At 60.1% G+C, this 12,721-nt stretch carries 10 protein-coding genes; all 10 read right to left on the bottom strand.

The window, feature by feature from the left end; all coding sequences use genetic code 11:
* Position 1 precedes the first annotated feature (1 nt).
* The 10 genes from J2Y39_RS00865 to J2Y39_RS00820 all read right to left on the bottom strand — a co-directional run bounded on the left by J2Y39_RS00865 (position 2) and on the right by J2Y39_RS00820 (position 12,706).
* Positions 2–1,633 (bottom strand): CTP synthase, encoded by a 1,632-nt coding sequence (locus J2Y39_RS00865; protein ID WP_310214460.1) that lies wholly within the window; start codon positions 1,631–1,633, stop codon positions 2–4.
* Positions 1,634–1,907: 274 nt separating this feature from the next.
* Positions 1,908–3,236 (bottom strand): tRNA lysidine(34) synthetase TilS, encoded by a 1,329-nt coding sequence (tilS, locus tag J2Y39_RS00860; RefSeq protein ID WP_310214457.1) that lies wholly within the window; start codon positions 3,234–3,236, stop codon positions 1,908–1,910.
* A 131-nt stretch (positions 3,237–3,367) separates the two neighbouring features.
* Positions 3,368–4,315 (bottom strand): acetyl-CoA carboxylase carboxyltransferase subunit alpha, encoded by a 948-nt coding sequence (locus tag J2Y39_RS00855; protein WP_016771465.1) that lies wholly within the window; start codon positions 4,313–4,315, stop codon positions 3,368–3,370.
* 139 nt (positions 4,316–4,454) lie between these two features.
* The gene (dnaE, locus tag J2Y39_RS00850; RefSeq protein WP_310214455.1) at positions 4,455–7,976 is read right to left on the bottom strand and encodes a DNA polymerase III subunit alpha; all 3,522 of its coding nucleotides are present in this window, start codon (positions 7,974–7,976) and stop codon (positions 4,455–4,457) included.
* A gap of 76 nt (positions 7,977–8,052) precedes the next feature.
* Positions 8,053–8,679 (bottom strand): ribonuclease HII, encoded by a 627-nt coding sequence (gene rnhB / locus J2Y39_RS00845; protein WP_016771466.1) that lies wholly within the window; start codon positions 8,677–8,679, stop codon positions 8,053–8,055.
* Between the two features lie 11 nt (positions 8,680–8,690).
* Positions 8,691–9,821 (bottom strand): lipid-A-disaccharide synthase, encoded by a 1,131-nt coding sequence (gene lpxB, locus J2Y39_RS00840; protein ID WP_056783217.1) that lies wholly within the window; start codon positions 9,819–9,821, stop codon positions 8,691–8,693.
* A gap of 2 nt (positions 9,822–9,823) precedes the next feature.
* A complete protein-coding gene (gene lpxA, locus J2Y39_RS00835; RefSeq protein WP_310214452.1) occupies positions 9,824–10,600 on the bottom strand; it encodes an acyl-ACP--UDP-N-acetylglucosamine O-acyltransferase in 777 nt (258 codons plus the stop codon).
* Positions 10,597–11,037, bottom strand: coding sequence for a 3-hydroxyacyl-ACP dehydratase FabZ (gene fabZ / locus J2Y39_RS00830; RefSeq protein ID WP_016771469.1), 441 nt, complete (start codon positions 11,035–11,037; stop codon positions 10,597–10,599). The genes lpxA and fabZ overlap by 4 nt, the downstream gene beginning before the upstream one ends.
* A 106-nt stretch (positions 11,038–11,143) precedes the next feature.
* Positions 11,144–12,199, bottom strand: a complete 1,056-nt coding sequence (gene lpxD / locus J2Y39_RS00825; protein WP_056783213.1) for a UDP-3-O-(3-hydroxymyristoyl)glucosamine N-acyltransferase — start codon at positions 12,197–12,199, stop codon at positions 11,144–11,146.
* 3 nt (positions 12,200–12,202) lie between these two features.
* Positions 12,203–12,706, bottom strand: a complete 504-nt coding sequence (locus J2Y39_RS00820; protein WP_003222140.1) for an OmpH family outer membrane protein — start codon at positions 12,704–12,706, stop codon at positions 12,203–12,205.
* Positions 12,707–12,721: the final 15 nt, after the last annotated feature.

Here is a 12,721-nt window from a genome sequence, read left to right as displayed (position 1 = left end):
GTTACGCCTTCTTCTGGTGTTGAGCCAACGCGGCTTTGACGAAACCGCTGAACAGCGGATGGCCGTCGCGTGGGGTCGAGGTGAACTCAGGGTGGAACTGGCAGGCGACGAACCATGGATGATCCGGCGCTTCAACCACTTCGACCAGCGCAGCATCGGCGGAACGACCGGAGATTTTCAGGCCGGCTTCGATGATCTGCGGCAGCAGGTTGTTGTTCACTTCGTAACGGTGACGGTGACGCTCGACAATCACGTCCTTGCCGTAGCAATCGTGCACTTTGGAGCCCGGCTCGAGCAGGCATTCCTGCGCGCCGAGGCGCATGGTGCCGCCCAGATCGGACGCTTCGGTACGCACTTCGACAGCGCCGGTGGCGTCTTCCCACTCGGTGATCAGACCGACAACCGGATGGCCGCTGGCACGATCGAACTCGGTGGAGTTGGCGTCTTTCCAGCCCAGTACGCTACGGGCGAACTCGATGACCGCCACTTGCATGCCCAGGCAGATGCCGAGGTACGGAACCTTGTTTTCGCGAGCGTACTGAACGGCAGTGATCTTGCCTTCCACGCCACGCAGACCGAAGCCGCCCGGCACCAGAATCGCGTCAACACCTTCGAGCAGCGCAGTGCCCTGGTTCTCGATGTCTTCGGAATCGATGTAGCGCAGGTTGACCTTAGTGCGGTTGCTGATGCCGGCATGGCTCATCGCTTCGATCAGCGACTTGTAGGCGTCGAGCAGTTCCATGTACTTGCCGACCATGGCGATGGTCACTTCATGTTCCGGGTTCAGCTTGGCATCGACCACTGCGTCCCACTCGGACAGATCGGCGCTGCCGCATTGCAGACCGAAACGCTCGACGACGAAATCGTCCAGGCCCTGCGAGTGCAGGATGCCCGGGATCTTGTAGATGGTATCGGCGTCTTCCAGCGCGATTACCGCACGCTCTTCAACGTTGGTGAACTGCGCGATCTTGCGACGCGAGGACACATCGATCGGGTGATCGGAGCGGCACACCAGCACGTCTGGCTGCAGACCGATCGAACGCAGTTCCTTGACGGAGTGCTGGGTCGGTTTGGTCTTGGTTTCGCCAGCGGTGGCGATGTACGGCACCAACGTCAGGTGCATCAGCATCGCGCGCTTGGCGCCGACTTCGAAACGCAACTGGCGGATGGCTTCGAGGAATGGTTGCGACTCGATGTCACCGACGGTGCCACCGATCTCGACCATCGCCACGTCAGCGTCACCGGCACCTTTGATGATGCGGCGCTTGATTTCGTCGGTGATGTGCGGGATCACCTGGATGGTTGCACCCAGATAGTCACCACGGCGCTCTTTGCGCAGCACGTGCTCGTAGACACGGCCGGTGGTGAAGTTGTTGTTCTGGGTCATGGTCGTGCGGATGAACCGCTCGTAGTGCCCCAGATCCAGATCGGTCTCGGCGCCGTCGTGGGTGACGAACACTTCACCGTGCTGGAACGGACTCATGGTGCCTGGATCGACGTTGATGTACGGATCCAGCTTCAGCATGGTGACCTTAAGCCCCCGCGCCTCCAGGATAGCCGCCAATGAAGCCGAGGCAATGCCTTTCCCCAATGAAGAAACAACACCGCCCGTGACGAATATGTAGCGCGTCATGAAAAACCCTAGAAGTCTGCGTTAAAGCGGAACGAGCCGCCGGGGAAAGCGAAGGAAGGCCGAAGCCCCCGATCACCTGCATTAATCACAGTGCACCTTTCGAAAAAACCGCCGCGTTGTGACAGACCGGCAGATGAAACACCGGTACGTTGCTCGCTACACATTTTTTGGAATCGCCCAGCAAAGACTGCTTGGTAATCGGCAACTCCTGCAATTCAGGCGAATCCACAGAAGTTGTATCAAGAAGGGAGCGTAGTCTACCGGAATGCTCCTTTCAGCTCAAACCTTGATCTTCGTCTGTTGGCTGCCAGTGCAATGTCCAGCCTTCGTCCATCTGACCAGCAAGACCCGGCAGGTTCGCCACGGCGAGCAATTCTTCGCCACGAAACAGCAGCGGCAATCTGCCACGCACGAAGGCCGGGACCGCGCGCTCGTTGAGCAGACGCTTGAGATCACGGCTGCCGCGCTCAGCCAATTGCATGACCTCACCGCCCTGCCGATAGGCAATACGCAAAGGCCCGGATGGAGCATGCCCGTGGAGCATGACGCGTCCGTTATCCGGCAAGCGTAGCGCTGAAGTCGGGGTCTGCCAGTCGGCGCCGATCACTGGCGTACCCAACCAACTGTCGCTCAGCCACCAGACGCGACCGGCGCTACGGTACAACTCGCCATCGGCCAAGCGCCAGATCGGAGAAGCGTCGGCGCCGGCATTGCACAGCGTTGTCCAACCCGACCAATGGTCAGCGTCTGGCAGCCGGGTCAACGGTTCGAGCCAGTGGCTGAGGGCATTTCGCTGGCGCGCGTCAGACAACGCCGTCAATGGTGTCAGCTCCAGCGATGGCACACCCAGCCAAGCGAATTCATGGGGCGTTTCGGCTTGTGCGAGATCAATCTGCGCCAGCTCATTGAGCAAGCCCTGCGCCTCACGCAGATGCGCAGCCGTGCGCGCCATGCTGGCCTGCGCTTGCGGCCAGCGTTCGGTGAGGACCGGCATGACTTGATGGCGCAGATAGTTGCGCGAAAACTGCCGGTCCTGGTTCGACGGGTCTTCGATCCAGCGCAACTGATGCGCCTGTGCATAACCTTCCAGCTCAGCACGGCTGACATCCAGCAACGGTCGAACCAGCATGCCCTGCCCCACTGGGCGCTGCTGCGGCATCGCGCCGAGCCCGCGTACACCGGCACCGCGCAACAGCCGAAAAAGCAGCGTTTCCGCTTGGTCATCGCGGTGCTGGCCAGTCAGCAACACGTCATTGGTCTGCGTCAGCGAACTGAACGCGGCATAACGCGCATCCCGCGCCGCCCGCTCCAGGCTCGCCCCGCCCTTTACGGTCACCCGCTTCACTTGCAACGGCACGCCCAGCGCATTACAAACGGCCTGGCAATGTTGCGGCCACGCATCGGCCGCAGCCTGAAGGCCGTGGTGGATATGAATGGCGCTTAGCGCAGGGAGGGATTCGGTGTTCGCCAGAGTGGCGAGCAGATGCAGGAGGACGGTGGAATCGAGGCCACCGGAGAAGGCGATGCGCCAGTGAGCGGCGTGGCGCCAAGGCTCAAGGTTCAGCAGAAGACGGGATGGCAAATCAATCGGGGACTGGCCCATATCTGCACCTTTGCCTAACCCTCTGTGGGAGCGAGCCTGCTCGCGAAAGTGATTTGACATTCAACAATTTCGTCGACTGTCATACCGGTTTCGCGAGCTGGCTCGCTCCCACAGGGATAGTACGCGTCTGATTAGAGACCGTAGCTCATCAGGCGATCGTAACGGCGCTTGAGCAGCGCTTCGTTATCGAACTGCTTGAGCATCGCCAGTTGCGAGCTCAGCTCGGCGCGGATCGAAGCGGCGGCAGCAGCCGGGTCACGGTGGGCGCCGCCCAGTGGCTCGCTGATCACTTTGTCGACGATACCCAGGCCTTTCAAACGCTCAGCGGTGATGCCCATTGCCTCAGCGGCATCCGGTGCTTTCTCGGCGGTCTTCCACAGGATCGATGCGCAACCTTCCGGCGAGATCACCGCGTAAGTCGAATATTGCAGCATGTTCAATTGATCGCAGACGCCGATGGCCAGTGCGCCGCCGGAACCACCTTCACCAATTACAGTGGCGATGATCGGAGTCTTCAGACGCGCCATCACACGCAGGTTCCAGGCAATCGCTTCGCTCTGGTTGCGCTCTTCAGCGTCGATGCCAGGATAAGCACCCGGGGTATCGATGAAGGTCAGGATAGGCATCTTGAAGCGCTCGGCCATCTCCATCAGACGGCAGGCCTTGCGATAGCCTTCCGGACGCGGCATACCGAAGTTGCGGCGAACTTTCTCACGCACTTCACGGCCCTTCTGGTGGCCGATGATCATCACTGGCTGGTCTTCCAGACGGGCGATACCGCCAACGATGGCGGCGTCGTCGGAGAAGTGACGGTCGCCGTGCAGTTCGTCGAACTCGGTGAAGATGTGCTCGATGTAATCGAGGGTGTAAGGGCGTTTCGGGTGACGCGCCAGGCGTGCGATCTGCCAGCTGGTCAGCTTGCCGAAGATGTCTTCGGTCAGCGTCTTGCTCTTGTCCTGCAGGCGGGAGATCTCATCGCCGATATTCAGCGAATTGTCATTACCGACCAAGCGCAACTCTTCGATCTTGGCTTGCAGGTCGGCGATCGGCTGTTCGAAATCTAGAAAATTCGGGTTCATAGGCGTCCGTCTTGGGTCGTGTCCCAAGTGAGCTTGGGCCGGCCGGTTGTCTATTCGCGCCCTACCTTAAGGGAGAGGCGCGCTGAGGTCGAGATTAAAAATTCAGGTTGCGGGCAAGCGCCATGATGGCACTTGCCGGTCAACGGTATTGGAGGAAGACGTTGTCTCGCCCGAACTGGTCACGCAGGGCTTGAATCAAGGCATCCGCCGGGTCGATCCGCCAGGTCTCGCCGAACTGCAGCAAGGTCTTCGCATCCGGGCTGGCGTACTCCATGGTCACCGGGCACGCGCCGCGATGACGCTTGAGCAGTTCGCCCAACCAGCGTAGCTGATCGCCTTTGAGATCCTGGGTGTGCAGCTTCAGGCGCAGGCTCTCGGCCAAATTGGTCCGCGCATCTTCCATGCTCATCACGCGCTTGACCCGCAGGCGCAGGCCGCCGGAGAAGTCGTCATTGCTGACTTCGCCTTCGACCACCACCATCGCGTCGGTCTGCAGCAGCGACTGCGCCGAATGGAACGCATCGGCAAACAGCGACGCTTCGATCCGTCCGGAGCGGTCGTCAAGGGTGATGAAGCCCATCTTGTCGCCCTTCTTGTTCTTCATCACCCGCAGGGCAATGATCATCCCCGCCACCGTCTGCGTGTCGCGCGCCGGTTTCAGGTCGATGATGCGCTGACGGGCGAAGCGGCGGATTTCGCCTTCGTATTCGTCGATCGGGTGACCGGTCAGGTACAGGCCCAGGGTGTCTTTTTCACCCTTGAGGCGTTCCTTTAGGGTCAGTTCCTTGGCTTTGCGATGAGACGCGTAAACGTCGGCGTCTTCTTCGACGAACAAGCCGCCAAACAGGTCGGCGTGGCCACTGTCGTGGGTCCGCGCAGTCTGCTCGGCCGCCTTGATCGCCTCTTCCATCGCCGCCAGCAGTACCGCGCGGTTACGGTCGATGTTGGCTTGATAGGCCTTTTGTTCGTCGTGGAAATACGGGCCGAGGCGATCCAGCGCGCCGCTGCGAATCAAGCCATCAAGAGTTCGTTTGTTGATGCGCTTGAGGTCGACCCGCGCGCAGAAATCGAACAGATCCTTGAACGGACCGGCCTGACGCGCTTCGGTGATCGCTTCCACCGGACCTTCACCGACGCCTTTGATCGCGCCGAGGCCGTAAACGATGCGGCCGTCGTCGTTCACCGTGAACTTGAACTCCGAAGTGTTCACGTCCGGCGCGTCGAGGCGCAGCTTCATCGTCCGCACTTCCTCGATCAAGGTCACGACCTTGTCGGTGTTGTGCATATCCGCCGAAAGTACCGCGGCCATGAACGGCGCCGGGTAGTGAGCTTTCAGCCAAGCGGTCTGGTACGACACCAGGCCGTAAGCGGCGGAGTGGGACTTGTTGAAGCCGTAACCGGCGAATTTCTCCACCAGGTCGAAAATGTTACCGGCAAGATCCGCGTCGATCCCGTTGGTCGCGCAGCCCTCGATGAAGCCGCCGCGCTGCTTGGCCATTTCTTCGGGCTTTTTCTTACCCATCGCCCGACGCAGCATGTCCGCACCGCCGAGGGTGTAACCGGCCATGACCTGGGCAATCTGCATCACCTGTTCCTGATACAGGATGATGCCGTAAGTCGGCGCCAGTACCGGCTTGAGACCGTCGTACTGGTAGTCCGAGTGCGGATAGGCCAGTTCGGCGCGACCGTGCTTACGGTTGATGAAGTCGTCCACCATGCCCGATTGCAGCGGACCGGGACGGAACAGTGCAACGAGTGCGATCAAGTCTTCCAGGCAGTCGGGCTTGAGCTTTTTGATCAGCTCTTTCATGCCCCGGGATTCAAGCTGGAACACCGCCGTGGTTTCGGCTTTTTGCAGCAACTGATAGGTCGGCTTGTCGTCGAGCGGGATAAAGGCGATATCCAGCGGCGGCTCGTTGACCTTGGCGCGGTCACGGTTGATGGTCTTGAGCGCCCAGTCGATGATCGTCAGGGTACGCAGGCCGAGGAAGTCGAACTTCACCAGACCGGCGGCCTCAACGTCGTCCTTGTCGAACTGGGTCACCAGACCGTCACCGGCCTCGTCGCAATAGATCGGCGAGAAATCGGTCAATTTGGTCGGCGCGATCACCACACCACCGGCGTGCTTGCCGACGTTACGCACCACGCCCTCAAGCTTGCGCGCCATCTCCCAGATTTCCGCCGCTTCTTCATCGACCTTGATGAAGTCGCGCAGGATCTCTTCCTGCTCGTAGGCTTTTTCCAGGGTCATGCCGACTTCGAACGGAATCATCTTCGACAGACGATCCGCCAGGCCATAGGACTTGCCCTGCACCCGCGCCACGTCACGGACCACAGCCTTGGCGGCCATGGAACCGAAGGTGATGATCTGGCTCACCGCGTTGCGGCCGTACTTTTCGGCCACGTAATCGATCACCCGGTCACGACCGTCCATGCAGAAGTCGACGTCGAAGTCGGGCATGGAAACCCGTTCCGGGTTGAGGAAACGTTCGAACAGCAGGTCATATTCCAGCGGGTCGAGGTCGGTGATCTTCTGTACGTAAGCCACCAGCGATCCGGCACCCGACCCACGGCCAGGACCTACCGGAACGCCGTTGTTCTTGGCCCACTGGATAAAGTCCATCACGATCAGGAAGTAACCGGGGAAGCCCATCTGGATGATGATATCCAGCTCGAAATTCAAGCGGTCGACGTAGACCTGACGCTTGGCTTCGTAGTCTTCGGTAGTGTCTTTGGGCAGCAGCACAGCCAAGCGTTCTTCGAGACCTTCGAAGGAGACCTTGCGGAAATATTCGTCGATGGTCATGCCATCGGGGATCGGGAAGTTGGGCAGGAAGTGTGTGCCCAGCTTCACTTCGATGTTGCAGCGCTTGGCGATCTCGACGGTGTTTTCGATGGCGTCGGGAATATCGCTGAACAGCTCGAGCATTTCCTCGGCGCTTTTCAGGTATTGCTGATCGCTGTAATTCTTCGAACGACGCGGGTCATCGAGGGCGCGGCCCTCACCGATGCACACGCGGGTTTCGTGGGCGGCGAAGTCTTCCTGCTTGATGAAGCGCACATCGTTGGTCGCCACCAGCGGCGCACCGAGCTTGTCGGCCAGGGCCACGGCGCCATGCAGCTGTTCTTCATCGTTGGGGCGGTTGGTGCGCTGGATTTCCAGATAGAAGCGATCCGGGAACACCGCCATCCACTCGCGCGCCAGCGCTTCGGCTTCCGCCGGATTGCCGCCGATCATGGCCATGCCGATCTCGCCTTCTTTGGCGGCGGACAGCATGATCAAACCTTCGTTGGCCTCGGCCACCCACTCGCGCTCGACGATGACCATGCCGTTGCGCTGGCCTTCGATGAAGCCACGCGAGATCAGTTCGGTGAGATTGCGATAACCCTGAGCGTTCATCACCAGCAGGCTGAGGCGGCTCAGCGGTGCATCCGGGTCCTTGTTCGCCAGCCACAGGTCGGCGCCGCAGATCGGCTTGATGCCGGCGCCCATGGCGTTTTTATAGAACTTGACCAGGGAACACATGTTGTTCTGGTCGGTGACCGCGACCGCCGGCATGTTCATGGCGGTCAGCGCCTTGACCAGCGGCTTGATCCGCACCAGCCCGTCGACCAGGGAGTATTCAGTGTGCAGGCGTAGATGAACGAATGAAGCCGGCATAGTGATCCTGTCCAGTTACATAGAGACAACGAGGCCCGGATTGTACCGGGCCTCGAATAAAACATCAGCCTTGCGCCTAAACCTGCGTCAGGCTTTCCCGCGCCTCGTAAGCCAGGCGTACCGGGGCGAACGAGCGGCGGTGAATCGGCGTCGGGCCGAGCCGCGCCAGTGCTTCCAGATGAACGGGCGTCGGGTAGCCTTTATGGCCGCCGATGCCGTAGCCCGGGTAGATCAATTCGAATGCCGCCATTTCGCGGTCACGACTGACCTTGGCCAGAATGGACGCCGCCGCGATCGCCGGCACCTTGCCGTCGCCCTGAATCACCGCCTCGGCACGCATCGGCAGATGCGGGCAGCGGTTACCGTCGATCATCGCCAGTTTCGGCTGAATGTGCAGACCGGCAACCGCGCGCTGCATGGCCAGCATGGTCGCGTGGAGGATATTCAGATCGTCGATTTCTTCAACTTCGGCACGGGCGATGCACCAGCTCAGGGCCTTTTCACAGATCTCGTCGTAGAGCTTTTCGCGCTTGGCTTCGGTGAGTTTTTTCGAATCGTCGAGGCCGAGGATCGGCCGGTTCGGATCGAGAATCACTGCCGCCGTCACCACCGCACCGCACAACGGACCACGACCGACTTCATCAACACCGGCGACCAGTTCTTCGACTTCGGCGACCAGGGTGAAATCCAGGCCCATTTGCATGCTTGTCTTGCTCATTGTGGTTTGCCGATCAGGTCAAGGACGGCTTGCGCCGCCTGATTGGAAGCATCGCGCCGCAGCGTGCGGTGGATCTCGTCGAAGCCGCGGGTCTGTTCATCACCGCCATCGATCAATGGCGACAGCGTCTGCGCCAAGGCTTCGACAGTCGCATCATCCTGCAACAACTCCGGCACCAGCAAGCGCTGAGCGAGCAAGTTGGGCAGCGACACGTACGGGCTCTTGACCATGCGTTTGAGAATCCAGAACGTCAGCGGCGCCAACCGATATGCCACCACCATCGGTCGCTTGTACAGCAGCGCTTCAAGGGTAGCAGTGCCGGAGGCGATCAACACGGCGTTGCACGCGGCGAGGGCCAGATGGGATTTACCGTCGAGCAATGTCACCGGCAAATCCCGGCCAGCAAGCAAGGCCTCAAGTTGCACCCGGCGTTCCGGGTTTGCACAAGGCATGACAAAGCGCACGCCCGGACGCATGGCGCGCAGACGTTCGGCGGTGTCGAGGAACAGCGCGCCGAGGCGACTGACTTCACCGCCACGGCTGCCCGGCATCAGCGCTACCAGCGGACCGTCGGGCAAACCCAGCTCGGCGCGGGCAGCGGCACGATCAGCTTGCAGCGGAATGGTATCGGCCAAGGTGTGACCGACGAAACGCACCGGCACGCCTTTCTCTTCGTAGAATTTCGCTTCGAACGGCAACAGGGTCAGCATCAGATCGCAGCCTTCGCGGATCTTCAGCACCCGTTTCTGCCGCCATGCCCACACTGACGGGCTGACGTAATGCACGGTCTTGATCCCGGCCTGACGCAGCTTGAGTTCAATATTGAGGTTGAAATCCGGCGCATCGATGCCGATGAACACGTCTGGCTTTGCGGCAATCAGTGTGGCAATCAGCTCTTTGCGGCGCTTGAGCAATTCACGCAGCCGACCGAGGACCTCCACCAGCCCCATGACCGACAAGCGCTCCATGGGAAAGTACGAGGTCAGGCCTTCGGCCTGCATCAGCGGACCGCCGACGCCGATGAACTCGACTGCCGGGTGCTGAGCCTTGAGCGCACGCATGAGGCCGGCGCCGAGAATGTCACCGGAAGCCTCACCCGCCACCAGCGCAATACGCAGATTGGCCATGATCAGCGGGTGATGCCGCGAGTCGATGCCTGGATCGAATCGCGGAACACGGCGACTTCAGGGAACTGCGCAGACGACTCGGCCAGTTCGGCCAACGCCTGCTCGACCGTCAGGCCCTGCCGATAGACCGTCTTGTAAGCACGACGCAAGGCGTGGATCGCGTCTTCGCTGAAACCGCGACGGCGCATGCCTTCGAAGTTCATGCTGCGCGCTTCGGCCGGGTTGCCGAATACGGTGACGAACGCCGGAACGTCCTTGCCGATCGCCGTGCCCATGCCGGAAAAGCTGTGGGCGCCGATGTGGCAGTACTGATGCACCAGGGTAAAACCGGAGAGGATCGCCCAGTCGTCAACGTGTACATGCCCGGCCAACGCAGTGTTGTTGACCAGAATGCAGTGATTGCCGATGACGCTGTCATGGCCGATGTGGGCATAGGCCATGATCAGGTTGTGATCACCCAGTGTGGTTTCCGAACGGTCCTGCACGGTGCCACGGTGAATGGTCACGCCTTCACGAATAACGTTGTGGTCGCCGATCACCAGGCGGGTTTCCTCGCCTTTGTACTTCAGATCCGGGGTGTCTTCGCCTACCGAAGAAAACTGGTAGATGCGATTGTGTTTACCAATGCGGGTCGGCCCCTTGAGGATCACATGCGGCCCGATCACGGTACCCTCGCCGACTTCCACACCTGCGCCGATGATCGACCACGGGCCGACCTCGACGCCGTCAGCCAGAACGGCGGACGGATCGATGATTGCGCGAGGGTCAATCAAACTCATACTTTCTGTTCCGCGCAGATGATTTCTGCCGAGCAAACCGGCTTGCCGTCCACCGAAGCCTGGCATTCGAACTTCCAGATCTTGCGCTTGCAGCTGATGAAAGTCGCTTCAAGGATCAACTGATCGCCCGGCTTGACTGGCTGGCGGAAGCGCAGCTTGTCGGAACCGACGAAGTAATACAGGGTGCCGTCGGCCGGTTTGACGTCGAGCATCTTGAAACCGAGGATCCCGGCAGCCTGAGCCATCGCTTCGATGATCAGCACGCCCGGCATGATTGGATGCGCAGGGAAGTGACCATTGAAGAACGGTTCATTGATGCTGACATTCTTGTAGGCGCGAATTCGCTTGCCTTCAGTGTCCAGTTCCACCACCCGGTCCACCAGCAGGAACGGGTAACGGTGAGGCAGGTATTCGCGAATCTCGTTGATGTCCATCATTTCAGGGGAAAGCCTATGTAAAGATTGGGAGCGCGACTGACGCGCACTCCTCTAGCAAATCAAGGGGGCAGTCCAGAGGCTGTGCACACTTGATATGGAAATGGTATCAGCCATCAGATGAAGCATTACCGTCAGGGGTCACTTCCCCAACGCGCTTTTCCAGCTGTTTCAACCGTCGTGCGATGTCATCGAGCTGACGGATGCGGGCCGCGCTTTTGCGCCATTCGGCCGCCGGTTGCATGGCTGTGCCGGAAGAATAGGCGCCCGGCTCGGTAATCGAGTGAGTCACCATAGTCATCCCGGTCAGGAAAACGTTGTCGCAAATATCAATGTGGCCGACCAGACCTACACCGCCAGCGAGCATGCAGTGCTTGCCGATCTTGGTGCTGCCGGAAATGCCGACGCACGCAGCCATGGCGGTGTGATCACCGACCTGGACGTTGTGCGCGATCTGAATCTGGTTGTCGAGCTTCACACCGTTGCCAATCACAGTATCGGCCAGAGCGCCGCGGTCGATGGCGGTGTTCACGCCGATCTCGACATCGTCGCCGATGGTCACGCCACCGATCTGGGCGATTTTCTGCCAGACACCTTTCTCGTTGGCGAAGCCGAAGCCCTCACCGCCGATCACTGCGCCGGACTGAATAACCACACGCTTGCCGATGCGCACATCGTGATAGAGCGTGACGCGCGGAGCCAGCCAGCCGCCTTCACCGATTTCGCTGCGCGCGCCGACTACGCAATGCGCGCCCAGCGTGACCTGTGCAGCGATGCGTGCACCGGCTTCGATCACCACGAACGGACCGATGCTGGCACTTGGATCAACCACTGCGTCCGCCGCGATCACCGCTGTCGGATGAATCCCGCCAGCCGCTTTTGGCTTTGGATCGAACAGATGCGAGATGCGTGCGTAGGCCAGGTAAGGATCCGGCACCACCAAGGCATTACCGGCGAAACCTTCGGCGTCGGCTTCCTTGAGCAGCAGTGCAGCTGCCTGAGAACCGGCCAGGTATTTGCGGTATTGGGGATTTGCCAGAAAGCTCAACTGAGCTGGGCCAGCCTCTTGCAAAGTGGCTAGCCCAGTAATTTGCGTCTCGGGGTCGCCACGCAGGGTGGCGCCGAGGTGCTCGGCCAACTGGCCGAGCCTGATAGTCACGGTCATGGGTTACTTCAGCTGATTCATGCGCTCGATAACCTGGCGCGTGATGTCGTACTGAGGTTTGACATCGATGACTGCGCCACGCTCGAACACCAGGTCAAAACCACCTTTCTTGATGACTTCTTCCACGGCACTGTCCAGTTTCGGCTTCAGTTGCTTGAGCATTTCACGGTCGGCAACAGCTTTGGCTTCATTCAGTTCCTTGGACTGGAACTGGAAGTCACGAGCCTTTTGCTTGAATTCCAGCTCCAGACGCTCACGCTCGCCCTGCTGCATTTTGTCGCCACCGGCCATCAGACGGTCCTGAATGCCTTTGGCGCTGCTTTCCAGGGTTTTCAGCTTGGTCAGTTGCGGACCGAACTTCTTCTCTGCATCCACCGCGTACTTCTTCGCCGCGTCGGATTCCAGCAGAGCCATCTGATAGTTCAGCACGGCAATTTTCATGTCGGCGAACGCCGGGCCTGCCACCAGTACGGAGGCCAGGAGAACCAATTGAGTCAACTTACGCACGATGCACTCCTACAA

Origin of the sequence: Pseudomonas sp. 2957 (assembly GCF_031456345.1) — a bacterium.
Classification (GTDB): domain Bacteria; phylum Pseudomonadota; class Gammaproteobacteria; order Pseudomonadales; family Pseudomonadaceae; genus Aquipseudomonas; species Aquipseudomonas siliginis.
The sequence above is the reverse complement of the archived record's forward strand: the minus strand, read 5'-3'. Positions and strand labels throughout refer to the sequence as shown.